Source organism: Novosphingobium sp. 550D, assembly GCF_057401885.1.
Window position 1 is genome coordinate 3432293 of sequence record NZ_CM171613.1, and the last position, 23752, is coordinate 3456044.

General features: G+C 59.2%; 23 protein-coding genes and 1 tRNA gene. 11 read left to right on the plus strand and 13 right to left on the minus strand.

Annotation, left to right across the window (positions count from 1 at the left end; all coding sequences use genetic code 11):
• Positions 1–33: 33 nt before the first annotated feature.
• From AC2S2E_RS16175 to rarD, 3 genes are all read left to right on the plus strand, one after another.
• The gene (locus AC2S2E_RS16175) at positions 34–1473 is read left to right on the plus strand and encodes a protein adenylyltransferase SelO family protein (protein ID WP_486523079.1); all 1440 of its coding nucleotides are present in this window, start codon (positions 34–36) and stop codon (positions 1471–1473) included.
• 188 nt (positions 1474–1661) lie between these two features.
• The gene (locus AC2S2E_RS16180) at positions 1662–3029 is read left to right on the plus strand and encodes an aldehyde dehydrogenase family protein (RefSeq protein ID WP_486524637.1); all 1368 of its coding nucleotides are present in this window, start codon (positions 1662–1664) and stop codon (positions 3027–3029) included.
• Positions 3030–3121: 92 nt separating this feature from the next.
• The gene (gene rarD, locus AC2S2E_RS16185; protein WP_486523080.1) at positions 3122–4003 is read left to right on the plus strand and encodes an EamA family transporter RarD; all 882 of its coding nucleotides are present in this window, start codon (positions 3122–3124) and stop codon (positions 4001–4003) included.
• 69 nt (positions 4004–4072) lie between these two features.
• Here the strand turns inward: rarD and clpX are convergent, their stop codons facing one another.
• From clpX to clpP, 3 genes are read right to left on the minus strand one after another with little or no spacing between them, the layout of a single operon-like run.
• The gene (clpX, locus tag AC2S2E_RS16190) at positions 4073–5329 is read right to left on the minus strand and encodes an ATP-dependent Clp protease ATP-binding subunit ClpX (RefSeq protein WP_476107348.1); all 1257 of its coding nucleotides are present in this window, start codon (positions 5327–5329) and stop codon (positions 4073–4075) included.
• Positions 5326–5457: a hypothetical protein gene (locus tag AC2S2E_RS16195; RefSeq protein ID WP_486523082.1), complete on the minus strand. Its 132-nt coding sequence runs from the start codon at positions 5455–5457 to the stop codon at positions 5326–5328. Before AC2S2E_RS16195 ends, clpX begins: the two co-directional genes overlap by 4 nt.
• Complete coding sequence (clpP, locus tag AC2S2E_RS16200) at positions 5457–6122, minus strand: ATP-dependent Clp endopeptidase proteolytic subunit ClpP (RefSeq protein WP_273616975.1); 666 nt, start codon at positions 6120–6122, stop codon at positions 5457–5459. Before clpP ends, AC2S2E_RS16195 begins: the two co-directional genes overlap by 1 nt.
• A 249-nt stretch (positions 6123–6371) precedes the next feature.
• Between clpP and AC2S2E_RS16205 the strand changes: the two genes are divergently transcribed.
• On the plus strand, positions 6372–7844 hold the full coding sequence (locus AC2S2E_RS16205) for a lignostilbene-alpha,beta-dioxygenase (protein ID WP_486523083.1): 1473 nt from the start codon (positions 6372–6374) through the stop codon (positions 7842–7844).
• A gap of 68 nt (positions 7845–7912) precedes the next feature.
• Here the strand turns inward: AC2S2E_RS16205 and tig are convergent, their stop codons facing one another.
• Positions 7913–9424, minus strand: coding sequence for a trigger factor (tig, locus tag AC2S2E_RS16210; protein ID WP_486523085.1), 1512 nt, complete (start codon positions 9422–9424; stop codon positions 7913–7915).
• A 53-nt stretch (positions 9425–9477) separates the two neighbouring features.
• Positions 9478–9562: transfer RNA gene (locus AC2S2E_RS16215), tRNA-Leu, on the minus strand.
• Positions 9563–9798: 236 nt separating this feature from the next.
• Here AC2S2E_RS16215 and AC2S2E_RS16220 point away from each other — a divergent pair.
• Positions 9799–10212, plus strand: coding sequence for a hypothetical protein (locus AC2S2E_RS16220; RefSeq protein ID WP_486523086.1), 414 nt, complete (start codon positions 9799–9801; stop codon positions 10210–10212).
• Between the two features lie 7 nt (positions 10213–10219).
• Here the strand turns inward: AC2S2E_RS16220 and sppA are convergent, their stop codons facing one another.
• On the minus strand, positions 10220–12067 hold the full coding sequence (gene sppA, locus AC2S2E_RS16225; protein ID WP_486523087.1) for a signal peptide peptidase SppA: 1848 nt from the start codon (positions 12065–12067) through the stop codon (positions 10220–10222).
• 168 nt (positions 12068–12235) lie between these two features.
• On the opposite strand from sppA, the gene AC2S2E_RS16230 reads away from it, so the two are divergent.
• Together AC2S2E_RS16230 and AC2S2E_RS16235 are read left to right on the plus strand one after the other, a co-directional pair.
• A complete protein-coding gene (locus AC2S2E_RS16230; RefSeq protein WP_486523088.1) occupies positions 12236–13228 on the plus strand; it encodes an aspartate carbamoyltransferase catalytic subunit in 993 nt (330 codons plus the stop codon).
• Positions 13225–14457: a dihydroorotase gene (locus tag AC2S2E_RS16235; RefSeq protein ID WP_476107355.1), complete on the plus strand. Its 1233-nt coding sequence runs from the start codon at positions 13225–13227 to the stop codon at positions 14455–14457. Before AC2S2E_RS16230 ends, AC2S2E_RS16235 begins: the two co-directional genes overlap by 4 nt.
• Here AC2S2E_RS16235 and ybaK read toward each other — a convergent pair.
• Positions 14454–14927: a Cys-tRNA(Pro) deacylase gene (gene ybaK / locus AC2S2E_RS16240; protein WP_486523089.1), complete on the minus strand. Its 474-nt coding sequence runs from the start codon at positions 14925–14927 to the stop codon at positions 14454–14456. The genes AC2S2E_RS16235 and ybaK overlap by 4 nt on opposite strands.
• A gap of 54 nt (positions 14928–14981) precedes the next feature.
• Positions 14982–16832 carry a methyl-accepting chemotaxis protein gene (locus tag AC2S2E_RS16245; protein WP_486523090.1) on the minus strand — a complete coding sequence of 617 codons (1851 nt, stop codon included), beginning with the start codon at positions 16830–16832 and terminating at the stop codon, positions 14982–14984.
• A 339-nt stretch (positions 16833–17171) separates the two neighbouring features.
• Here AC2S2E_RS16245 and rpsF point away from each other — a divergent pair, with 339 nt between their 5' ends.
• Genes rpsF through rplI form a run of 3 tightly spaced genes read left to right on the plus strand, consistent with a single transcriptional unit; the run spans position 17172 to position 18368 of the window.
• Positions 17172–17534 carry a 30S ribosomal protein S6 gene (rpsF, locus tag AC2S2E_RS16250; protein WP_168603805.1) on the plus strand — a complete coding sequence of 121 codons (363 nt, stop codon included), beginning with the start codon at positions 17172–17174 and terminating at the stop codon, positions 17532–17534.
• Positions 17535–17537: 3 nt separating this feature from the next.
• Positions 17538–17762 (plus strand): 30S ribosomal protein S18, encoded by a 225-nt coding sequence (gene rpsR / locus AC2S2E_RS16255; protein WP_127710389.1) that lies wholly within the window; start codon positions 17538–17540, stop codon positions 17760–17762.
• Positions 17763–17774: 12 nt separating this feature from the next.
• Positions 17775–18368: a 50S ribosomal protein L9 gene (gene rplI / locus AC2S2E_RS16260; RefSeq protein WP_476107361.1), complete on the plus strand. Its 594-nt coding sequence runs from the start codon at positions 17775–17777 to the stop codon at positions 18366–18368.
• A gap of 63 nt (positions 18369–18431) precedes the next feature.
• Here rplI and AC2S2E_RS16265 read toward each other — a convergent pair whose 3' ends face one another.
• Positions 18432–19280: an amidohydrolase family protein gene (locus AC2S2E_RS16265; RefSeq protein ID WP_486523091.1), complete on the minus strand. Its 849-nt coding sequence runs from the start codon at positions 19278–19280 to the stop codon at positions 18432–18434.
• 291 nt (positions 19281–19571) lie between these two features.
• Between AC2S2E_RS16265 and AC2S2E_RS16270 the strand changes: the two genes are divergently transcribed.
• Positions 19572–21002 (plus strand): AMP nucleosidase, encoded by a 1431-nt coding sequence (locus AC2S2E_RS16270; protein ID WP_486523092.1) that lies wholly within the window; start codon positions 19572–19574, stop codon positions 21000–21002.
• Between the two features lie 87 nt (positions 21003–21089).
• Here the strand turns inward: AC2S2E_RS16270 and rplQ are convergent, their stop codons facing one another.
• The 4 genes from rplQ to rpsM form a co-directional block, all read right to left on the minus strand.
• Complete coding sequence (gene rplQ, locus AC2S2E_RS16275; RefSeq protein ID WP_476107366.1) at positions 21090–21506, minus strand: 50S ribosomal protein L17; 417 nt, start codon at positions 21504–21506, stop codon at positions 21090–21092.
• 116 nt (positions 21507–21622) lie between these two features.
• Positions 21623–22684 (minus strand): DNA-directed RNA polymerase subunit alpha, encoded by a 1062-nt coding sequence (locus AC2S2E_RS16280; RefSeq protein ID WP_476107368.1) that lies wholly within the window; start codon positions 22682–22684, stop codon positions 21623–21625.
• A gap of 115 nt (positions 22685–22799) precedes the next feature.
• A complete protein-coding gene (rpsK, locus tag AC2S2E_RS16285; protein WP_168603811.1) occupies positions 22800–23189 on the minus strand; it encodes a 30S ribosomal protein S11 in 390 nt (129 codons plus the stop codon).
• Between the two features lie 51 nt (positions 23190–23240).
• Entirely contained in the window at positions 23241–23609 is a 369-nt protein-coding gene (gene rpsM / locus AC2S2E_RS16290; protein WP_168603812.1) for a 30S ribosomal protein S13, read from the minus strand.
• Positions 23610–23752 lie beyond the last annotated feature (143 nt).

Consider the following 23752-nt stretch of genomic DNA (forward strand, 5'->3'; position numbering starts at 1 on the left):
CGCTTGGCCCTATACAGGCCCACTTATCGCCCCATGCGCCATGAACCGCAAGCGAATGCCTACGCCCCCGACCCGCAAATCCTCGCTCTGGCCACCTGGCTGGGTGATCCGGTTGCGCCCGCCGACTTTCCCTCGACCACTTTGCGCTGGCGAAATGACCGCTGGGCGCGGACGGTGGGGCTGGACGCGTTGGATGATGGGGAGTGGGTCAAGCATTTCGGACGATTCGCGCCCTTGGCCGATAATTTGCCGCAACCGCTGGCGTTGCGTTACCATGGGCATCAATTCGGCGTGTATAATCCGGAACTGGGCGATGGGCGCGGATTTCTGTTTGCTCAATTGCGGGACGGCGATGGCCGCCTGCTCGATCTGGGCACCAAGGGTTCGGGGCAAACGCCGTGGAGCAGGCAGGGCGATGGGCGCCTGACGCTAAAAGGGGCGGTGCGCGAAATTCTGGCGACCGAGATGCTCGAAGCCTTGGGCGCCAACACCAGCAAGACATTCAGCGTGGTGGAAACCGGCGAATCCCTCTGGCGTGGTGATGAACCATCGCCCACACGATCCGCCGTGATGGTACGCCTGAGCCATGGCCACATCCGCATCGGAACGTTTCAACGCCTGTTGGTGCTGGAGGATGCACAATCCATGGCACAACTGGTCGATTATGCATTGAGCCAGTTTCCCGGCCCCATGCCGCCTGAAGGCGCGCCAGGCGCAGAGCAACCCGCGATCATACTGCTGCATCAGGTGATCGAGCGATTGGCCGATATGGCGGCGTCTTATGTGGCCGCCGGATTTGTGCATGGGGTGCTCAACACCGATAATATGAATATTACGGGTGAGAGTTTCGACTATGGCCCATGGCGCTGGCTGCCGCGATGGGATGCGGATTTTACCGCGGCCTATTTCGACCATGCGGGACGCTATCGCTTTGGCAAGCAAGCCGAAGCGATCCAGTGGAATTGCGGACAACTGGCCGTCGCTCTGCGCCTGCTGGTCGATGATACCGCGCCGCTGATTGCCGCGCTGGATCGCTTCGATCCGCTGTATCAGGCCGCCTTGGCGCGGCGTGTTCTGTGGCGCATGGGCCTTAAACCGCTGGACGATGATCGTGATGCGATGATGCTGGCTGCGGCCGGACAGCATATGCGCGAGGAACAGTTGGCCCCCGACACGTTCTTTCACATGTTCCGAGGCGCACCGTGCGAAGCCACCAGCTCGTTGCGCAGCGGTTCCCCTCTGGCCGCAGCATTGGCGTCCTTTGAACCCGTGCCCGATGCGCGCGATCATTGCGTCTGGCAGGATGTGCCGCCCGACAACCATATTGAAACGGTCGAAAACCTCTGGATGGCGATTGACCGGGATGATGACTGGACGCCGCTCTATCGCCATGTCGATGCGATCCGCGCGCTGGGCGATGCCTTGGGGCAGCCACCAATTCCAGCCGGACACATTGACGGATCAAACACTTAGGCCTTTCGCGGGGATGTAATTAAGGGTTTGCTAACCTCGTTCCCCTAGAATTTTGGCAATCTGGCGGACTGTTTCCGCCCAACACAACAATTTGGATAGAGCGTTTTGTCAGCCATCGCCCTTGCCCCCATGTCGATGACACGCCAGATCCGGTGATCTCGCGCGATCCGGCAACGGGCGAGGTGTTGATGCAAATCGCCCCTACCGATCTCGAAACGCAGATTTGTGCGGCGCGCGCCGCCTATGCTGGCTGGGCCTGCCAACCGCTCTCGGCCCGGGTGGATGCGGTCCGCCGTTTGACCAGCGCTTTGCGCCAGCGGTCACAGGAATTTGCCGAGGCCATTGCCCACGATACCGGCCGCCCCCTTTGGGACTGTTTTTCCGAGGTTGAAAGTGCGCTGGCACGGGTGGATGGTTGCGTTCGCGCCTATGCCGACCGATGCGCCCACCGCCGACAGGAAGGCGGCGCCAATGGCGCGGTTGCCGTTCGGCATAAGCCGATGGGTGTTCTGGCGGTCATCACATCTTTCTGCCAGCCGATGCTGACCCCTCTGGCGCATATTGCCCCGGCCATTCTGGCGGGCAATGCCGTTGTGTTCAAACCATCCAGCCGCGCCCTGCCTACGGCCTTGCTGATCGAGGATTGCGTCAAGCGCGCCGGTTTGGCCAACAACATCCTTCAGGTTGCCGTGGCCCAGAGTGATGCCGCTCTGGCGTTGGCGCTGCATGACGGCATCGACGGTGTTTTCTTTTCCGGATCAACGCAGGTGGGGCAAACCCTGACCCGCAAAATCGCCGGGCGTCCGGGCAAGCTGCTTTCGCTGGATTTGGGCGGCAACAATGCCATCGTGGTTTGGGATACGCCCCAGATCGAAGATGCTGCAATGATGGTGGTGCAATCGGCCTTTACCGCATCGGGCCAGCGGGCAAGCTGCGCAAGGCGGTTGATCGTGCGCGATACTATGGCCGAACCCTTGCTGGCCGAGATCAGACGTCTGGCCGACCGGATCATTTGTGGATCGCCGTGGGATGAAACAACGCCATTCATGGGGCCGTTGATCGACAATCGCGCGGTGGATGGACTGGTGCAAAGCTTCATCTGGTTGATGTCGAATGGTGGGCGCCCGATCAAACATATGGCCCGCCTTCACCAACGCCTGCCCTTTGTCAGCCCGGCCATCATTGACGTGACCGACATGCGCGAAAGGCCCGATGTCGAATTGCTGGGCCCGTTGCTTCAAGTCATTAGGGTTTCAGATTTCGATTCCGCCATCGCACAGGCCAATGCCACGCGTTACGGGCTGGTATCCGCGCTGATCGGCGGGACGCAGGAGGAATACAATCGCTTCTGGGCGAATGTTCGAACCGGCCTGACACATTGGAACCGGCCAACCATCACTGAATTGCCCGGTGTGCCATCGGGAGGCATTGGACTGTCCGGCAATTTTCGTCCCGGCGGCTATTACGAAGCCGATTCCTGCGCCTATCCGGTCAGTTCGGCCGAAATGGACCACCCGCGGGCGATGATCGGCACCGGTTTTGCCCCCGAAGTCTAAGACCGAAATTTGACATTTGTCTGATTTGATCACCGATTTCGGGATGCGTTGATCCGTTTCTTGCGCCATGGAGCGCAGCGAAAGGATTGAAAATGACACAGACAGAGCCACAAACCCGCAATGACGGCATGCCCTATGCGATTGCCGCCTATCTGATCTGGGGTTTGCTGCCGCTCTATCTGCGTCAGGTCCATGATGTTCCCCCGTTTGAATTTGTCGGCTGGCGAACCTTGTTCACGCTTCCCGCCTGCGCTCTGGCGATTATCGTGCTGCGTCAGGGCGGCGCGCTTCGCATGGCGTTGAAAGATCGGCGCAAGTTGCTGGCTCTGATGGCTTCGGCGCTGCTGATCGGGGCCAACTGGACCACCTATGTCGTGATGATCCAGCAGGGGCACATTTTTGCCGCCAGTCTTGGCTATTACATCAACCCTTTGATGAACGTCGTTCTGGGCACATTCCTGTTGGACGAGAAGTTGAACCGCGCCCAATGGGTGGCCGTGGCCCTTGCAGCGATCGGCGTTGTCATTCTGGCCTCTGGCGCGGCGGAAACGCTGGGGTGGAGTCTGGCGCTGGCCGCAACTTTTTCCGGCTATGGATTGGTGCGCAAGAAGGCCCCGGTGCCGGCCTTGCCCGGCCTGTCGATTGAAGCGGGCATTCTGGCGGTGCCCGCTGTGGCTATGATCGCCTTTGGCCATGGGCCGCAGGGCATCACACTGGGCAAGAGCATTAGCCATGACACGCTGGTCGCTATGTCGGGGGTGGTGACGGCGGTTCCGCTGGTGCTATTCGCCATGGCGGCGCAGAGGATGAATTATTCCATCCTCGGCTTTGTTCAGTTTCTGGCCCCCACTCTCGTGTTTTTTCAGGGACTCTTGCTGTTCCACGAACCGCTGCAATCGGCCCAATTGGCCAGCTTTTTGCTGATCTGGCTGGCGTTGGCCGTGTTCAGCTGGGACATGTGGCGCCGCCGCTGATCCACGCAAAGAAAAGGGGCGGCGACCAATTCGGCCCCGCCCCGCTTTCCCTAAAAGTTCAGCCTAAGATCAGGCCGCTTCTTCCTTGCCCTTGTGAACGCGGACCGGTTCCTTGCGGCCTTCGACCACATCCTTGTCCACCACCACTTCGGCAATGTCGGTCTCGGTCGGCAGATCAAACATCGTGTCGAGCAGCAGCCCTTCAACGATCGAACGCAGACCGCGCGCGCCGGTCTTACGCTCAATGGCCTTCTTGGCGATGGCTTCAAGAGCATCGTCGGTAAAGGTCAGCTTGACGTTTTCCAGATCGAACAGCTTGGCATACTGTTTGATCAGCGCATTCTTGGGCTCGCGCAGGATCTGCACCAGCGCCGGAATGTCGAGATCATTGAGCGTGGCGATCACCGGCAAACGACCAATGAATTCGGGGATCAGACCGAACTTCTGAAGATCTTCCGGCTCTGCCTTTTGCAGCAGTTCGCCCACCTTGCGCTTTTCCGGGTCGGCGACATGCGCGCCAAAACCGATCGAACGCTTTTGCAGGCGGTCGGCAATGATCTTTTCCAGACCCGCAAATGCGCCGCCGCAGATGAACAGGATGTTCGTCGTGTCCACCTGCAGGAATTCCTGCTGCGGATGCTTGCGCCCACCCTGCGGCGGAACCGACGCGGTCGTGCCTTCCATCAGCTTGAGCAGAGCCTGCTGAACGCCTTCACCCGACACGTCGCGCGTGATCGAGGGGTTTTCGGCCTTGCGGCTGATCTTGTCGATTTCGTCGATATAGACGATGCCCTGCTGGGCCTTTTCGACATTATAGTCGCTGGCCTGAAGCAGCTTGAGGATGATGTTTTCAACGTCCTCGCCCACATAACCGGCTTCGGTCAGCGTGGTGGCGTCGGCCATGGTGAAAGGCACATCAAACGTCTTGGCCAAGGTCTGAGCCAACAGCGTCTTACCCGAACCGGTGGGGCCCACCAGCAGGATGTTCGACTTCGACAGTTCAACGTCGCCGCCCTTGCCGCTGTGCTTCAAACGCTTGTAATGGTTATGCACCGCCACCGACAGCACACGCTTGGCGCGGTCCTGGCCGATCACATAATCGTTCAGCGTTTCAAAAATTTCGCGCGGACTGACCACGCCGCCATCGCGCTTGCCCGCAATGCCACCCTTGGTTTCTTCGCGGATGATGTCATTGCAAAGTTCAACGCATTCATCGCAGATGAACACGGTCGGCCCCGCGATCAGCTTGCGCACCTCGTGCTGGCTCTTACCGCAAAAGCTGCAATACAGAGTGCTCTTGGCGTCGGATCCGCTCAGTTTCGTCATGCTTTTTCCCAAATGGCCCGCGTGGAGCCTGACAATTCTGCCAACCTAGCCACGCAGGCGCCAAATTCAATACCCTCGATGGCCACCATCCCAAGCTGAAACACTGTGGCCACCAAAGGTTCCATCATCAGCCGGCGGCTCCGTCGGCATCAGGACGGCGCTCAAACACCTTGTCAATCAAACCAAACTTGAGCGCTTCATCCGCCTCAAGGAAGGTATCACGGTCCATCGCCGCTTCGATTTCTTCAAGGCTCTTGCCCGTGAACTTGACGTAAAGATTGTTCATGCGCGCACGAATGCGCAGGATTTCGCGGGCCTGAATCTCAATATCGGAGGCCATACCCTGCGCGCCGCCGCTCGGCTGGTGGATCATGATCCGCGCGTTGGGCAAAGCGATTCGCTGCCCCGGTTCACCCGCGGCCAGCAGGAAGCTGCCCATCGAGCAGGCCTGACCGATGCATACGGTCGACACCTTGGGCTTGATATATTGCATCGTGTCATAGATCGACAGACCAGCCGTCACCACGCCGCCGGGCGAGTTGATGTACATGCTGATGTCCTTGGTCGGATTTTCCGATTCGAGGAACAAAAGCTGGGCCACGATCACGCTGGCCATGTGATCTTCGATCTGACCAGTCACGAAAATGATGCGTTCGCGCAGCAGGCGCGAATAGATGTCAAAGCTGCGCTCGCCCCGGCTGGACTGTTCCACCACCACGGGGATCAACGCGCCCGTCACGGGATCAACACTGAATTTGCCCTGAGCATCGTTGCGTCCGAACAGATCGATCATGAAATTTCCTCTTTGTCTGCCACACCTATGTCGCGTCTCATGCCGCAATGTTCAAGTGGCTTAACTCCTCCCTGAACCATCATCGCCTGCTTTTGGGTTAATCCGGGCATCGAGGTCTGGCCCTTGCCGCAAAGTTTTTCGCGCCATTTTGACCTTCTTGCCACAGATCAAGTTTGACGGCGGCTCTGGATATTATATGCATTGCATACAAAATGCCGTGTCAAGCGGCACGATCCGGAGAGGAAAAATATGGCTCATTTCCCTGATACCCGCAGCTTTACAGGCATTTTGCGCCCGATCCGGCTCGAATGCGATATTCTCGACATGGAGATAGAAGGCGAAATCCCGGAATCGATGAACGGCACGTTTCACCGCGTACATCCCGACTCGCAATTTCCACCGAAATTTGCAGATGATCAGTTTTTCAACGGCGATGGGATGGTCAGCCTGTTTCGTTTTCGCGGCGGAAAGGTCGATTTCAAACAACGCTATGCCCATACGGATAAATTCAAACTGGAACGCGCTGCGGGCCGCGCCCTGTTCGGCGCCTATCGCAATCCGCTGACCGATGATGACGCGGTAAAAGGCCAGATCCGCTCGACCACCAACACCAATGTCATGGTCCACGCTGGCAAACTTTACGCGATGAAGGAGGATGGCCCATGCCTGGTCATGGACCCTTTAAGCCTTGAAACTGAAGGATTTACCTTTTTCGACGGCAAGTTGAAAAACCAGACCTTTTCCGCCCATGGCAAGATTGATCCGGTGACCGGCAATTTCTGCAACTTTGGCTATGCTGCCACCGGCTTGCTGACCCGCGACTGCTCATTCTTCGAAATCGATCCGCAGGGCAATGTCCTCTACGAGACTTTCTTCGAAGCCCCTTATTACTGCATGATGCATGACTATGCGATCACAGAGCATTATGCCGTGTTTCACATCGTGCCATCGACCGGCAATTGGGATCGTCTGAAAGCTGGGTTGCCCCATTTCGGATTCGACACCACACTGCCGGTCTATCTTGGCATATTGCCCCGCGGCCCCGGCGTTACGGGCAAAGACATCCGCTGGTTCAAGGCACCAAAGACGATCTTTGCCAGCCATGTGATGAATGCGTTCGAGGACGGCACCAAGATCCATTTCGACACGCCCGAAGCGGTGGGCAATTGCTTCCCCTTCTTTCCAGACATTCATGGTGCGCCGTTCGACCCGATGGCCGCACGGCCGTTCCTGACCCGCTGGACGGTCGACCTCGCCTCCAAATCGGACGAGTTTCTCAAGGTCGAACAGCTCTCCAACTGGATCGACGAATTCCCCCGCATCGACGAACGCTATGTCGGCCAGCCCTACCGCCACGGCTATATGCTGGTGATGGACCCGGAAATGCCGGTGGATTTCCCCGGCGCACGCGCCTCTGGTTTCCGCATGAACCGAATCGGCCATATCGACCATACCACCGGCAAGCAGGACAGTTGGTGGGCCGGGCCGCATTGCATGATTCAGGAACCCTGCTTCGTACCCCGCAGCCCGGATTCACCGGAAGGAGACGGCTGGATTATCGCCGTGGTCGACAATCTGGTAACCAACTATTCCGATCTGGTCGTGCTGGACGCGCAAAGGCTTGAGGAAGGGCCAGTAGGCCGTGCCATGCTGCCCTTCCGCCTGAAATCGGGCCTGCATGGGAATTGGTGCGATGATCGCAAATATGCCTCTTTTGCCTGAGGCGTAAAAGAGAAGGCCCGCCTCCCCATCGGGAAGCGGGCCTTGCTCAAAAGGCGGAAGCCAGCAGCTTATTCAGCGGCGGGTTCTTCAACAGCCTTCTTCTTAGCCGAAGCCTTCTTCTTGGGAGCGGCTTCAGCAGCTTCCTCGCCTTCAGAAGCAGCCTTCTTCTTGGGCGCGGCCTTCTTCTTGGCGGCAGGCTTTTCGTCGTGGTCATGGTCGCAATCCGGACCATGGACGTGGCCGGTTTCGCCTTCTTCGGCTTCGATCGCGGCCTGCAGCTCTTCCTTGGTCACTTCACGCGTCGTGACTTCGGCCTTATCGAACAGGAAGTCGACGACCTTTTCTTCATAGAGCGGCGCGCGGAGCTGCGCGGCGACCATCGGTTCGGCCTGAACGTATTCGACGAAACGCTGGCGGTCTTCCGGGCGATACTGCTGCGCGGCCTGCGACACCAGCATCTGGAATTCCTGAGCCGTGATTTCCACGCCGTTGGCCTGGCCGATTTCCGACAGCAGGAGGCCGAGGCGCACGCGGCGCACGGCGATCTTGCGATAGTCTTCCTTCTCGGCTTCGATTTCGGCCAGAGCAGCCGCAGGATCTTCCTCGCGAGCCGCTTCCTGGGTCAGCTGTTCCCAGATCTGGTTGAATTCGGCTTCGACCATGCTGGGCGGCACGTCGAAATCGGCGCCATCGGCCAGAATGTCGAGCAACTGGCGCTTCATCTGGGTGCGGGTCTGACCTTCGGTCTCGCCTTCCAGCTGACCGCGCAGCAGGCCCTTGAGCTGATCCAGATCGGTCAGGCCCAGGCTCTTGGCGAATTCGTCGTCGATCACGGTTTCGCCGGCAACCTTCACCGACTTGACGGTGATGTCAAAGGTGGCTTCCTTGCCGGCGAGGTGAGCGGCCTGATATTCTTCAGGGAAGGTCACGGTGATGACCTTTTCGTCGCCAACCTTGGCGCCGACCAGCTGTTCTTCAAAGCCGGGGATGAAACGGCCAGCGCCGATTTCCAGCGCCGCGTCTTCAGCCTTGCCGCCGTCGAATTCAACGCCGTCCAGCTTGCCAACGAAGTCGATGATCAGCTGGTCGCCGGTTTCGGCTTCCTTGCCTTCTTCGGCGTCGTTGAAACGCTTGGCCGACGAAGCGATGCGCGTGACGGCTTCGTCAACGGCTTCGTCCTTGACGGGAACGACCAGCTTTTCCAGCTTCAGACCCGACAGGTCGGGAGCAGTGATGACAGGCAACACTTCGAGGCTGACAGTCAGCGTGGCGTCCTTGCCTTCTTCATAGCCTTCGCCCAGCGCGACGTCAGGCTGGGTGGCGGGGCGCAGAGCATTGTCAGCGACCAGCTTGTCCAGCGCTTCGCGGATGGTCTGCGAAAGAACGTCCTGATGGACCTGCGCGCCAAAGCGCTTCTTCACGAGATTCGCGGGCACCTTGCCGGGGCGGAAACCGGGCAACTGCACCTGCGGGGCGATCTTCACCACCTCGCTCTCGATCTTTTCGGCGATGACGCCAGCCGGGATCGTCACGCTATAGCCGCGCTTCAGACCCTCATTGGTGGTTTCGACAATCTGCATGATAATTCAATGCCTTCCCAACTCGCAACTGTCGCTTGCACGGGGAGGAAGACTGGTGCGGGCGAAGGGACTCGAACCCCCACATCTTACGATACTGGTACCTAAAACCAGCGCGTCTACCAATTCCGCCACGCCCGCATGAAGACGAAGCTACGTCAAATTCAGATGGGGGGCCTTAGAGAGATTGCGCCAAAAGGGCAAGCATCCAAACGCACATCATGCGCAATGCTGCGCATGATGGCCGAGATTGACCGCCATACCCCCAGTTTCCGCGATTTTTAACCTTGCAGAAAAGATCGAGCAACGCAGGCGGCCTAGCTGCATTCAAGGCCCGAAACAAAAAAACCGACGGGCCGCAATCGCAGGAGAAAATCATGAGCCTTTTGTTCTTGGCGGCCGCCATGGCGTCATCGGCCGTGCATTCAGAAACCATCACCTATCGAGAGCAACCCATTGATCTGCATTATAGTGCGAGTGTCGTGATCAGCACGCAGCCCAAAGGGGTTCATGCTCCCTTGAGAGGCATGGAGCGCACCTGTCATTGGAACGCCAAGCTTATTATTGAACGGCGGATTGGCGCGTCCGCCTCGCCGCTACGCCGCCTGCCCGTTGCAAAACAAGTCAGCGGGACCGCCCACGGCCCATGCCATTCCGACAGTTCGCAGGTAAAGCGCGCGGCCGATCAAGCACTGGGTGATCTGTCATTGGCGCTGCGCGAAGCGGCCCGTCACGACAGCACCCTTGCTCTGGCCGAACTAGAGGCGGCCCATTCACGGGCCACACTCTGAATTCCGCCTATACCGCCAGCCAGCGCGCCAGTACCATCAGCCATGACCGGGACTGGCTCAACTGGCTGGTTGCGGCGCGCTCGGTCATACCGGCTTCGCATTCCAGACAATAGGCCTGGGCCCCACGCACAGCCAGCAAGCGCTGCGCCCCGACCAAGGCCGATGCAAGACGCGCACGCTGACGCTGGGTGACCATGCCGACCCAGTCAACGGCGGCATCATCATCCGATTCGTTGGTCTGTCCGCTAAACTGACGCAGAATTTCGTCGACGGGCGAGCTTTCATCGCCAAGCCAGACCGCATGCCATGCACCATCCTTGATACCGGCCCGCGCCGCCGCATCGGCCATAGCTGCATCAATCCCGCCAAAACTGTCGACCAATCCGATCTGCCGCGCGGTTCCGCCGTCCCACACCCGACCCTGCGCAATACGATCCACGTCTTCAGGCGTCTTTTTACGCGCCGCAGCAACAAGACTCAAAAAGCGACCATAGCCTGATTCAATATTGGCCTGCAAAATCTGCTCAATCTCCGGCGTCAATCCGGTCAACACATCGGGCTGTCCGGCAAGCGGCCCCGTGCGGACCCCATCCCCCTTGACGCCCCAACCTTCCAAAGCGCGTTCGAAGCTGGGGATCACGGCGAAAATGCCAATGGAACCGGTGATCGTGCCGGGCTGTGCGTAAATTTTGGCGCCAGAGGTCGAAACCCAATAGCCACCGCTGGCCGCCACATTGGCCATCGAGATCACAACCGGAACACCTCGCGCCTTTTGACGCAGGATGGCCGCACGAATGGCCTCCGAACCCGTCACCGAACCGCCGGGCGAATCCACCCGCACTACCAACGCGGCCAGCTTCTTTGACGAGGCGCCATCGATCAGCTTGGCAATCCGTTCACCGCCTGCGCTGCCCGGTCCAGCCTTGCCGTCGGTGATTGAACCCGCGACGGTGACGACGCCAATAGCTCGACCGTCGCTCTTTGCGGGATGCCCCGCCAACCATGCCGCCATCGTTGTGTGGGCAAAAGTACCGGGCGCAGGCACTTCATCGCCCGACTTATCCTCGCCCGCGATCTTGGCAATGGCATCGCCCCATTCGGCGCGTGTGCCGATCTTGTCCACCAAACCCGCCGCCAGCGAAGCCTTGGCCGCATCACCGCCCGATGCCTTGAACCAGCCCACCGGATCGGCCACCACCTTGTCCACCTGCGCCTTGGGCCGTGCCTTCAACACGTTTTCGCGCCATTGGGCAAAAATCGTGTCGAGCAAAGCCTTGCGCGCCTCACGCGATGGCTCGGACATCGAATCGCGAATATAGGGTTCGACGAAATCCTTGTACGTCCCCACGCGGAACACATGGGCCGAGATTTTCAGCCGTTCCAGCAACTTGGCAAAATAGAGGTTTTGTCCGCCCAACCCCTCGACATAGGCGCCGCCCAAAGGGTCGATCCAGATTTCGCTGGCATGGGATGCGATCAACAGGCCCCGATCACCCAGCATCGTGCCATAGACCAGCACCGGCTTCTTGGCCTTGCGCACAGCATCCATCGCATCGCCAATTTCAACGGCATGGACAAAGCCCGCCCCGCCAAACTTGCTCATGTCGATGGCGACCGCCTTGATTTTCTCATCCCCGGCCGCCCCGCGCAGAGCGCGAATCACGTCTCTTTCGCGGATTTCCGGATCACCGGCATTACCGGACAACACAGATTGCAGATCGGTCTTCTGCAATTCCTCAACCACCGCGCCCTTCATATCGATCAGCAACGCGCCTTCGCGCAATTGCGGAGACGCGGGCCGCGCCGACAACACAGCATAGAGCGCGCCGAAAAACAGCAGAAGGAGAGCAAGCACCAGCCCATCCTTGATAGCAACAAGCAGGCGCCATACCGATTTTGCAAAAGCCATGTCTTCTCCGTATCCTTGATCGCCACTCTACGAAGGATTTGGCCAACAGAGAAGTGGACAATCATCCGTTTCCTCTTGAGTGCGCGGCCCCACAGGTTTAGGGCGCTCTCTTCAATGACATCAGCAAACTCATCCAGCCAGAGCCGCTACCCTGCGGGCTCTCTGGCCTTCCCGCACCGTGGGCTGCTGGGCCTTGCCGGCCTCGCCCCGCATGAAATCCTGTTTCTGCTGGACGAGGCGGAACAATGGGTGGAATTGAACCGCCAACCTACCAAGCGGGTCGATCACCTGCGCGGGCTGACGATCATCAACGCGTTTTATGAAAACTCGACGCGTACGCTTTTGTCCTTTGAAATCGCGGGCAAGCGCCTTGGCGCCGATGTGGTCAACATGTCGGTGGGCCAATCCAGCGTCAAAAAAGGCGAGACGCTGATTGATACGGCGATGACGCTGAATGCCATGCGCGCCGATGCGATTGTGATCCGCCATGCTTCGTCCGGCGCGGTGCGGTTGATCGCGGAAAAGGTCGATTGCCCGGTTCTGAACGCGGGCGATGGTCAGCATGAACACCCCACGCAAGGCCTGCTGGACGCCTTGACCATCAAGCGGGCCAAGGGTGAATTTGTCGGCCTCAAGGTCGTGATCTGCGGCGATATTCTGCACAGCCGCGTGGCGCGGTCGAACATTCTGGCGCTGACGGCGCTGGGGGCCGATGTGCGCGTTTGCGCGCCGCCTGCGCTGATGCCTGCCGATATCGAACAGATGCGCGTGACGCCCTATTATGACTTTGACGCCGCGTTGAAAGATGCCGACGTTGTGATGATGCTGCGCCTGCAGAACGAACGCATGACGGGCCAATTCATCCCCTCGCCGCGCGAATATCGCCATCTTTACGGCCTGTCGCTGGACCGTCTGGCGCGGGCGGCGGGCGATGCCATTGTCATGCATCCCGGCCCGATGAACCGCGGTGTGGAAATCGACTCCAACGTGGCTGATCTGCCCGGGCGCAGTCTGATCACCACGCAGGTCGAAATGGGCGTGGCAATGCGCATGGCCTGTTTGGAAGTTCTGACGCGAAAAGCTCGTAAACTGGAGGGTTGGGCGTGAAACAGGATGCTCTGACCATCACCAACGGCCTGATCATCACGCGTGAGGGCGAACCTGTTGCGGGCGGCATCCGTTGCGACGGCGACCGCATTGTGGCCATCGGCGCCGATGTCGTGCCACAGGAAGGCGACCGGATCGAGGATGCGCGCGGCAAGTTGATCACGCCGGGTCTTGTCGATCTGGGCGTCTTTGCCATCGACAAGCCCGCGCTTCATTTCGGCGGGATCACGCGCGCGGCGCTGATGCCGGATCAGAACCCGCCGCTTGATCGCCCATCGACCGTTCGTTACGCGGCGCAAAGCGGCAAGCCGGGCCTGTGGGTTCACCCGCTGGCCGCCGCCACGCGGGGGCTGGATGGATCGGACATGGCGGAAATCGCGATGATGCGCGATGCCGGGGCCAAGGCCGTTGCCACCGGACGTCACTGGATCGCTGATTCGGGCACGATGCTGCGTCTGCTGCGCTATTGCGCGATGCTGGGCATGACGGTGATTGCCCATGCCGAAGATAGCGGCCTGACCGGCAATGCCGTGGCGACCGCCAGCGAAATGGCAACGCGTCTGGGCCTGCCCTCCGCCCCGGTTGAGGCAGAGGCTCTGGCAGTGGCCCGCGACATTGCCTTGGCCGAGATGGCCGGGGCCAAGCTGCATTTCCGTCAGATCACGACACGCGGTGCGCTGGACTTGATCCGCGCGGCGCAAAAGCGCGGCGTAGCGGTGACCGCCGGCGTCACCCCGGCGCATTTCATGCTCTCGGACACGGCCTTGGCGGATTTCCGTACCTTTTGCCGTTTTTCGCCGCCACTGCGTCGTGAAGATGACCGTAAAGCCGTGATCGAGGCGATTGGCGATGGCACGATCAGCGTCATTTCCAGCGGCCACGATCCGCGTGGCCCCGAAGATAAGCGCCTGCCCTTTGCAGATGCCGAACCGGGCATGGCGGGGGCCGAAACGCTCTTGCCGCTGACCATGAATCTGGTGCGCGATGAAGTCATCGATCTGTCAACCGCCTTCCGCCTTCTGGCCACCAATCCGGCGCAATTGCTCGGCGTTGACGCGGGCGAATTGGCCGTCGGCCTTCAGGCGGACATTGCCATCATCGACGCAGACCGCCCCTGGATCGTCTCCTCGGCCAAAATGGCCGCGGCCGCAGGCAACACTCCGTTCGACGGGCAAGGCGTCCAAGGCCGCGTCATCGCCCTGTGGAAGGGCGGCATGAAAGTCGGCTAAGCGGCAATTTCAGCCAGTCTGGCCCCCAAGGCGTCACAGGCGTCGGACGGGGCCAGACGGACCTGAAGGCCACGCTGGCCGCCATTGATGTATATCGTTTCCCAACCCTGCGCGCTGGCATCCAGCACCACGGCAACCTTGCGGGTTTGGCCAAAGGGGCTGATCCCGCCGATCTTATAGCCCGTGATCCGTTCTGCATCAGCGGGCTTCATCATCACGGCCTGTTTAACGCCCAAAGCAGAGGCGGCCTTTTTCATCGCCACCTCTCGGTCACTCGGCGCGATCACGCAGGCGGGCTTTCCATCGGCCAGAACCATCAAAGTCTTGAAAACACGGCCCGCCGGTTCACCCAATGCCTGTGCAGCGGCCTGCCCGATGCTGTCGGCGGCGGGATCATAATCATAGGTGTGCAGCGTAAATTGCACCCCTGCCTTATCAAGAAATTGCGTTGCGCGGGTAGCCTTGGCCATGAAAAACCTCCGTGGCCGATGCCTTTACGCATACCGCAAGCGCTTGCCCAGACGCTAAAATTCGCTCCAGTCATCGCCGACCGCGCGGGCATAGGGCACCGGCACAGGTAAGCGCTGCGTGGTTGTGGCAACCTGCGGCGCGCGTTGGGCCGCCGATTGACGGCGGAAGGGTACCGGGTCTTCGCTACGCTGGCTGCGCGCCGAACGGTTGCGGGTTCGAAAGGCCGAAACCAGTTGGGCCAGTTTTTCCGCTTCTTGCGACAGGTTTCGTGTGGAAGCCGTCGATTGTTCCACCATAGCCGCGTTTTGCTGGGTCATCCGATCCATGTCGCCCACTGCTTCATTGACGATACAGATATTGGTCGCCTGCTTTTGTGAGCTTTCGGCAATTTCCTCGATCAGGCCGCTGATTTCGGCGACCTTGGCAACGATGGCCTGCAATCTTTCCCCGGTTCGCCCGACCAGATCAACGCCTGTTTCCACCTGTGTCGAGGAATTCTGGATCAAGGATTTGATGTCACGCGCCGCATCGGCGGTACGCTGCGCCAAGGCGCGAACTTCGCTGGCCACAACGGCAAAGCCGCGCCCCGCCTCGCCTGCTCTTGCCGCCTCAACGCCGGCGTTGAGAGCGAGGAGGTTTGTCTGAAAAGCGATGCTGTCGATGACGTTGATGATTTGGGCGATCTGTTGCGAGGACTGCTCGATGACCGCCATGGCATCCACGGCTTGTGCCACCACATCGCCACCATCGCTGGCCTGACGATGCGCCTCCTGCGTCGTTTCGCGCACGGCCGCGGCGGTTCGAGCAGAGGCCTGTACGGTATTGGAAACCTCGCGCAGGGAGGCTGCGGTTTCCCCAAGGCTGGCCGCCTGTGTCTCATTTCGGCGGGCCAGATCATCGGCGGCGGCCTGAATTTCCTTGACCGAGCGCATGACACCGCCTGCGCCAACGCGAACCGTTCCGATAGCCTCCATCAATGACGAGATTGAGTGGTTATAATTTTCCCGCAAACCTTCGTATTCCGCCGGGAACGGATCGGGCAAGCGATGCTCCAGATCGCGCGCGGCCAATTTGGTCAACGCCCCGCTCAAGGCATCAACAACCTGCTTCTGTTCAATCTGGGCTTTCTTTTGGGCGATACCGACCTGACGGAATACCTCCATTGATTGCACCATGATGCCGATTTCATCGGACCTTTCGCGCCCCTCCGCCTCAAACGAATAGTCACCCTGAGCCATCCGCTCCATGGCCTGCGCTGTAGTGTTGAGCGGCGAAACAATCGATTCGTCGATGAAGCGACGGGCGAATTGAATGCCCGCCAAGAGCGCCGCCATCATCAAACCCACCACGATCAGCGCAATGGTTACCATAGGATCATCAAACCGACGCTCGCTGGTGCGAAAGTCGCTCGACATTTTGACCAGTTGCAGGATGGCCTCATGCTGCTTGGCATAAGCGGGCGACAATTCTTCATCATAGATGCGCCGCATCGCCGCCACATCACCAGCCTTGGCCGCAGGCGCGAATTTCGTGTTCAGCGAGAGCCAGAATGCATCAGCATATCCTTGGCTTTGCTTGAGAATATCGAACTGTTCGGGTGGAATTGGAGCCGTTTGCCAATAATCCTTACGGGCCAGATAGTCCTTTTCCAGGGATTTTAGATTTTGCAGATGAAGGTCAGCCTGTTCAGGGTGTAACGTCGCCAGAGAAGCTTCGAGGCAAGGTTCGACGACATAGGCGGGCGGCGGCAGGATATCGGCAAGCAATTCATCCTGAAGCGTATATTTCTTGGAAATCGGACCGCCGTAGCGGATTTGATAGATCACCAACGCCGATACAAAAATGGCCAGTGTAACCATGCCAATGATCAGGCGGCTGCCGATTCTCGCCTTGTCACTGATCATTTCGCCCCAACCCTTATTGCTTCATTTATTCTACTACTAGCAACAAGTGGTTCATGGCGCGTAGCTCTGTGCCCTGTCGAAATACTTAGCACCATGCTTCAGCAACCAATGTCAGCAGCATGATTTTTCGGGATCGGAACGCAAAGTTCGCAAAATCAAGTCCACGCCATACCACAGGAATATGAAATTCCTTGCCTCGGCACGGAAAATCGCTAAGGGCCGCATCTTCTGAAAGTGCGGATTCGCAGCCCGCGCACATGATATGCGAAGAAAGCCGGAGGGGCCCCGCAATCGTGCGGACAAGCCAGCGATCGGTTATTGGATGAAAAGGAAGCTGCCGTGGCTCTTTATGAGCACGTGTTCCTGGCCCGCCAGGATCTGAGCCAAGCGCAGGTTGATGCGCTTGCCGCTACCGCCACCGAGATCATTGAAACCAACGGGGGCAAGGTCACCAAGACCGAAACCTGGGGTCTCAAGAACCTCGCCTACAAGATCAAGCGCAACCGCAAGGCTCACTTTGTGATGCTGAACGTTGAAGCCCCCGCCGGCGTCACCGCCGAGCTGGAACGCCAGATCGGCATCAACGAAGACATCATCCGTTTCATCACCGTTCGCGTTGATGAACTGGAAGCTGGCCCGTCGGTCCAGATGCGCAAGAACGATCGCGAGCGCAGCCGTCGCCGCGAACGCGAGGAGGCTTGATCCATGGCTCGTGCATTTTTCCGTCGTCGCAAGAGCTGCCCCTTCTCGGGCAAGAACGCTCCCAAGATCGACTACAAGGACATCCGCCTGCTTCAGGGCTTCATGTCCGAACGTGGCAAGATCGTTCCCAGCCGCATCACCGCCGTTTCTGCCAAGAAGCAGCGTGAACTGGGCCAGGCGATCAAGCGCGCCCGTCACCTGGGCCTGCTGCCCTACCTCGTGAAGTAAGGGAGAAAATCCATGCAGATCATTCTCCTCGAACGCATCGAGAAGCTGGGCCACATCGGCGACGTTGTCACCGTGAAGGATGGTTACGCCCGTAACTTCCTGCTGCCCAACAAGAAGGCGCTGCGCGCCAACGAAGCCAACCGCAAGGTGTTCGAAGCCCAGCGCGCCGACATCGAAAAGCGCAACGCTGAAGCCAAGGCTGCGGCCGAAGCGCAGTCGGGCGACGTCGAAGGCAAGAGCGTGGTTCTGATCCGCGCCGCCTCGAACGCCGGCCACCTGTATGGTTCGGTTTCGGTTCGCGACATCGTTGATGGCCTGAACGCCGATGGCGCCGCCGTCAGCAAGGCGATGATCGTTCTGGAACGCCCGATCAAGTCGATTGGCATCTACGACGTTCGCGTTGCCCTGCACCCCGAAGTTTCGGTGACCGTCAAGGTGAACGTTGCACGTTCGCCCGACGAAGCCGAACTGCAGGCTCAGGGCGTGAACGTTTCGGAAGCGCTCTTCGACAACGAAGTCGGCGGTTTCACCGAAGCCTATGACCCGAACGCAGAACCGGGCGAAATCCCGGCCGACCTGCTGGAAGGCGAAGCTGAAGCCGAATAATCGGTTTTGGCTCCGGCTCAAAGAATTGGGGGCGTGGGAAACCGCGCCCCCTTTTTCGTGGCCTTATTTCTTGATGCGCAGGAACCGAGCGGCATTGTTGTAAAGAATGTCGCGCTTCTGCTCTGGCGTCAGGTAATCTGCGTTCTGAATGATGCCGATGGAATAGGCCATCAGGCCCGGCCACAGCAATTGATCGGTCCCATACATGACCCGGTCACCAAACCCGCCATCGACAAGACGCTGGATATAGCGGTTCACTTCCTTGCGCGGATAGGACCAGATCAGTCCGGCAATATCGACATAGACATGGCTGTTGGCTTGCAGCAGCGTCAGCATATTTTCCGCCATCGGATAACCCGCGTGCATCACCTGCACCCGCAACTTAGGGTGGCGGGCCAGAAGGTCTTCGAGCAACAACGGGTTGCCCATCGATCCGCGGAAGGACGAACGGCCTACATTCGCGCGCCCGGAACCACCAGTGCCCATATGAATCGCGACCGGAATATCCAGCTTTTCTGCCAAAGCGAAATAGGGTTCGGCGCGCATGTCGCTGGGTGAGATCCCTTCGTATTGCAGGCCGATCTCGCCCATCACCTTAAAACCGTCTTTGGTGAAGGACACTTCAAGCCGCTTCAACTGATCGGCCTGATCCGGGGTTTGGACGCTCTTGAAAGCCGTCCCTGGAATAACGCGATCTGGCGCGGCGGCTTGCCATTTCTTGACCTCTGCGGGATCACCAAAGAACACGCCGGTCACATTCAGGCGCTTCATCTCCGCGATCACCTCGGGCATATATTGCCCCTTGGCCGCAGGATAGAGCCGAGGTGTGCAATCCTCCTTTGACCACCCAAACGGAGCCTCTGGCCCATCGGCAGGGTCCGAGGCCAGAAAACGCTCAGCATTGGGGCACATCGGCATCCCCCCACTGGCAAAATCCCCGGCATGCATATGAACGTCGATCACCGGACCGGGATCGCCGGCGGCGTTTTGGGCTATCGCTGCCCCAGTTATGAAAACGTTACCAAGCAATGATGCGATCACAACGGCTCGTAAGCCCGATTTGCGCATTCTCTCTCTCCCAAGATTTTCGAAGCCCTATCCTTGCGCCCCGATTGTCCATCCTTGCGCGGTAAACTTACGCCGTCAAGGCGCGCAGTTCATCAGCCCCCTTGCAGCGCGCCGCAACTGCGATAGTTTCAAGGCATGAACACAGAACACATCATCACTCAATTGGGCGCTATCTATGACGGCGCCGTCGCAACACTTCGCGCCGACATTCAGGCATTTGCCGAAGACGGCACTATTCCCCCCGCTTCTCGCGTGGCCGAGAATGCATGGTGCTATCCCGAATTGCGGGTGCATTACTCTGGTCGCGAGACGCATCCTGACGCCAGTCGCGCCTTTGGACGGCTCAACGATGCCGGATCTTATGCAACCACCGTCACCAAGCCGCATCTCTTCGCCGGATACCTCGCAGAGCAATTGCTGACGCTGGCCGAGGATTACGAAATCGAGGTCGAAGTCGCACGCTCGACGCAGCAGATCCCCTTCCCCTATGTCCTTGACGCCACCAACGCGACATCGGCAAAGCCATGGGAACTTGCGCAGCATTTCCCGACCACGGAACTCGCCCTGATCGGGGACGAACTGTCCGATGGTCTGGTTGATATGGGACAGGATGGGCAATCGATGCCACTGGCGTTGTTCGACGGGTTGCGCACCGATTTCAGTCTGGCCCGGTTGGCGCACTATACGGGGACCAGCCCCAGCCATTTTCAGCGCTATATCCTGTTCACCAACTATCACCGCTATGTCGACGAATTCGTCGATTGGGCGGGCCAGCAACTGGGCGAGAATGGCTATACAGCGCTTTCAGGCGCAGGCGGCCTATATTTGACCCAACGGCATGAAAATGCGCGTGTACTGCTCTCTGACACCGCCTGGAGACGGCACCAGATGCCAGCCTATCACCTGATCGGCCCGAACCGGAGCGGCATTACGCTGGTCAACATCGGCGTTGGTCCATCCAACGCCAAGACGATTTGCGATCACCTTGCTGTTCTGCGCCCCGAAGCATGGCTGATGATCGGCCATTGTGGTGGGCTGCGCGACACGCAGAAAATCGGCGACTACGTGCTGGCCCATGCCTATTTGCGCGACGATCACGTGCTGGACCCGGTCCTGCCGCCGGAAATCCCTATCCCTGCCATCGCCGAAGTTCAGCGCGCGTTGGAACATGCCGCCGAAATCATTTCGGGACAGACCGGCGCCAATCTGAAAAAGCGCCTGCGCACAGGCACCGTCGTCACGACCGACGACCGCAACTGGGAATTGCGCTACACATTATCAGCGCAACGTTTCAGCCTTAGCCGCGCCGTTGGCATCGATATGGAGAGTGCAACCATTGCCGCGCAGGGTTACCGCTTCCGCGTTCCCTATGGAACCTTGCTCTGCGTCTCGGACAAACCCTTGCACGGTGAGATCAAGCTGCCCGGCCAAGCAAATAGGTTCTATGAAGAAGCTATCGCCGCGCATTTAGCCATCGGCACCACCACCGTCGACCTGTTGCGCGCCGAAGGGCAGCGGCTGCATTCACGCAAGCTGCGCGCGTTCCGCGAACCTCCGTTCCGATAATTTGGGCGGCCAGCAGCCAAAGAAAAACCCCCGTGGCATCGACTGCCGCAGGGGTTTTCTATTGCGACCTTTGGAGGTCAGCGAGGATTATTCCTCACCTTCATCCGCAGTCAGAACCGGACCCGAGTCCTGGCCCTTAGCGGCCACGTCACGGTCAACCAGTTCGATAATCGCCAGAGGCGCAGCGTCCGAAGCACGGATGCCAGCCTTGATCACGCGGGTGTAACCACCGTTGCGATCCGAATAGCGCGAAGCCAGAACGTCGAACAGCTTTACCAGCTGACCGTCGTCCTGAAGGCGGGCATGCGCCAGACGACGGTTCGAAAGACCGCCACGCTTTGCCAGCGTGATCAGCTTTTCGATGTAGGGACGCAGTTCCTTGGCCTTGGGAACAGTGGTCAGGATCTGCTCGTGCTTGATGAGCGAAGCCGACAGGTTGCGCAGCAGCGATTGGCGGTGCTGGCTGGTGCGGTTCAGCTTACGCTGGCCGTACTTATGACGCATTGTATATTCCTTCGCGTTCGTAGGGGGGCCGGTTTAGGTACCCCGATCCAGGCGGACATTTACGGCAGCCGCCAAAACCGTTTGGCGGGGCCGGTCTCCCAGCCCCGCCGAAACTGTTAACCCAGCAGCTCTTGTTCGAGCTTCTTGGCCATTTCCTCGATGTTTTCAGGCGGCCAACCGGGGATGTCCATCCCCAGACGCAGCCCCATCGAAGACAGCACTTCCTTGATCTCGTTGAGCGACTTGCGGCCGAAGTTCGGCGTGCGCAGCATCTCGGCTTCGGTCTTCTGAACCAGATCGCCGATGTAGATGATGTTGTCGTTCTTGAGGCAGTTGGCCGAACGGACCGACAGTTCCAGTTCGTCCACCTTCTTGAGAAGATAACGGTTGAGCTGATTCGTGTCACCTTCTTCCGGAGCAGCAGCGGCCATGCCACCGATCATCGGAGCCGCACCAACCGGAGCGATGTCTTCGAAGTGGACGAACAGAGCCAGCTGGTCCTGCAAAATACGAGCAGCATAAGCCACTGCGTCTTCCGGCGTAACCGTGCCGTCGGTTTCCACCGAAAGGCTCAGCTTGTCGAAGTCCAGTTCCTGACCGATACGTGCATTGTCAACCTTGTAGCTGACCTGCCGCACCGGGGAATAGAGCGAGTCGACCGGGATAAGACCGATCGGCGCATCCACAGGACGGTTCTGAACGGCCGGAACATAACCCTTGCCAGTATCGGCGGTCAGTTCCATGTTCAGCGTTGCACCTTCGTCGAGGTGGCAAATCACGAGGTCCTTGTTCATGACCTCGATATCGCCCGTCACCGCGATGTCGCCAGCGCGTACTTCGCCCGGCCCCGTGGCCGAGAGTTGCAAACGCTTGGGGCCTTCGCCCTGCATCTTGAGCGCGATCTGCTTCACGTTCAGCACGATGTCGGTGACGTCTTCACGCACACCGGCCAACGAGCTGAATTCATGCAGCACGTTCTCGATCTTGATCGAGGTGATCGCAGCGCCCTGCAGAGAAGAAAGCAGAACGCGACGCAGCGCATTGCCCAGCGTCAGACCGAAACCGCGTTCCAGCGGTTCGGCGACGAAGGTCGCGCGGCGCTTGGGGTCGTTCCCCGGCTTGACTTCGAGGCTGTTGGGCTTCTTCAGTTCCTGCCAGTTCTTGATGTTGACAGTCATGGACTTCCCCTGATTTCTCTACTGGCGGGAACGACCACGGCGCTCCCGCACGATGCGGGCCGCGGTCGATCCTTGTGGCTGCGCGGGCGACACTATGCCGCCCGCGCAAGCACGATCAGACGCGGCGACGCTTCGAAGGACGCACACCATTGTGCGGAATCGGGGTCACATCGCGAATCGAGGTGATGGTGAAACCCACGGCCTGCAGAGCACGCAGTGCGCTTTCACGGCCCGAACCCGGGCCCTTGACTTCGACTTCCAGAGTACGGACGCCATGCTCGGCGGCCTTCTTGCCAGCGTCATCCGCGGCCACCTGAGCGGCATACGGAGTCGACTTACGGCTACCCTTGAAGCCCATCATGCCAGCGCTGGACCAGCTGATCGCATTGCCCTGAGCGTCGGTGATGGTCACCATCGTGTTGTTGAAGCTGGCATTCACATGAGCGATGCCGCTAGAAATATTCTTACGTTCCCGCTTGCGAAGGCGCTGGGGTTCACGTGCCATGGGATCTTATCCTCGTCTTCCGGTCAAACAGATGAAGCTAGCGAAAAACGCTTACTTCTTCTTGCCAGCGATGGGCTTGGCCTTACCCTTACGGGTACGGGCGTTGGTGTGGGTGCGCTGACCGCGAACGGGCAGACCCTTACGGTGACGCAGGCCGCGGTAGCAGGCCAAATCCATCAGACGCTTGATGTTCATCGCGGTTTCACGACGAAGATCGCCTTCCACGGTGTGTTCGGCGTCAATGGTTTCACGGATGTGCAGGACTTCAGCGTCCGACAGATCCTGAACGCGACGGCTGTGGTCGATACCCAGCTTGTCAGCGATCTGCTTGGCCTTGAACGAGCCGATACCATGAATGTAGGTCAGCGCGATGATAACGCGCTTGTTGGTGGGGATATTTACCCCGGCAATACGAGCCACTCTTTTCTCCATGCTCCACAGGGATGCAACGGGACAGCTTCTCTACGAAGCATCATGCACCGCACCCCCATCTCAACGCTTTTCACAACGACGAAAGCCAAGCACCTGACGGCAAAAAGCCCGACTGGCGCACAATCAACAGT

What these genes read in the sequence shown, in the direction of transcription:
- AC2S2E_RS16175 (WP_486523079.1), top strand. Translation starts at nt 34, where the DNA reads ATGCGCCATGAACCGCAAGCGAATGCCTACGCCCCCGACCCGCAAATC.
- AC2S2E_RS16180 (WP_486524637.1), top strand. Translation starts at nt 1,662, where the DNA reads ATGCAAATCGCCCCTACCGATCTCGAAACGCAGATTTGTGCGGCGCGC.
- rarD (WP_486523080.1), top strand. Translation starts at nt 3,122, where the DNA reads ATGACACAGACAGAGCCACAAACCCGCAATGACGGCATGCCCTATGCG.
- clpX (WP_476107348.1), bottom strand. Translation starts at nt 5,329, where the DNA reads ATGACGAAACTGAGCGGATCCGACGCCAAGAGCACTCTGTATTGCAGC.
- AC2S2E_RS16195 (WP_486523082.1), bottom strand. Translation starts at nt 5,457, where the DNA reads ATGATGGAACCTTTGGTGGCCACAGTGTTTCAGCTTGGGATGGTGGCC.
- clpP (WP_273616975.1), bottom strand. Translation starts at nt 6,122, where the DNA reads ATGATCGATCTGTTCGGACGCAACGATGCTCAGGGCAAATTCAGTGTT.
- AC2S2E_RS16205 (WP_486523083.1), top strand. Translation starts at nt 6,372, where the DNA reads ATGGCTCATTTCCCTGATACCCGCAGCTTTACAGGCATTTTGCGCCCG.
- tig (WP_486523085.1), bottom strand. Translation starts at nt 9,424, where the DNA reads ATGCAGATTGTCGAAACCACCAATGAGGGTCTGAAGCGCGGCTATAGC.
- AC2S2E_RS16220 (WP_486523086.1), top strand. Translation starts at nt 9,799, where the DNA reads ATGAGCCTTTTGTTCTTGGCGGCCGCCATGGCGTCATCGGCCGTGCAT.
- AC2S2E_RS16230 (WP_486523088.1), top strand. Translation starts at nt 12,236, where the DNA reads ATGACATCAGCAAACTCATCCAGCCAGAGCCGCTACCCTGCGGGCTCT.
- ybaK (WP_486523089.1), bottom strand. Translation starts at nt 14,927, where the DNA reads ATGGCCAAGGCTACCCGCGCAACGCAATTTCTTGATAAGGCAGGGGTG.
- AC2S2E_RS16245 (WP_486523090.1), bottom strand. Translation starts at nt 16,832, where the DNA reads ATGATCAGTGACAAGGCGAGAATCGGCAGCCGCCTGATCATTGGCATG.
- rpsR (WP_127710389.1), top strand. Translation starts at nt 17,538, where the DNA reads ATGGCTCGTGCATTTTTCCGTCGTCGCAAGAGCTGCCCCTTCTCGGGC.
- rplI (WP_476107361.1), top strand. Translation starts at nt 17,775, where the DNA reads ATGCAGATCATTCTCCTCGAACGCATCGAGAAGCTGGGCCACATCGGC.
- AC2S2E_RS16265 (WP_486523091.1), bottom strand. Translation starts at nt 19,280, where the DNA reads ATGTGCCCCAATGCTGAGCGTTTTCTGGCCTCGGACCCTGCCGATGGG.
- AC2S2E_RS16270 (WP_486523092.1), top strand. Translation starts at nt 19,572, where the DNA reads ATGAACACAGAACACATCATCACTCAATTGGGCGCTATCTATGACGGC.
- rplQ (WP_476107366.1), bottom strand. Translation starts at nt 21,506, where the DNA reads ATGCGTCATAAGTACGGCCAGCGTAAGCTGAACCGCACCAGCCAGCAC.
- AC2S2E_RS16280 (WP_476107368.1), bottom strand. Translation starts at nt 22,684, where the DNA reads ATGACTGTCAACATCAAGAACTGGCAGGAACTGAAGAAGCCCAACAGC.
- rpsK (WP_168603811.1), bottom strand. Translation starts at nt 23,189, where the DNA reads ATGGCACGTGAACCCCAGCGCCTTCGCAAGCGGGAACGTAAGAATATT.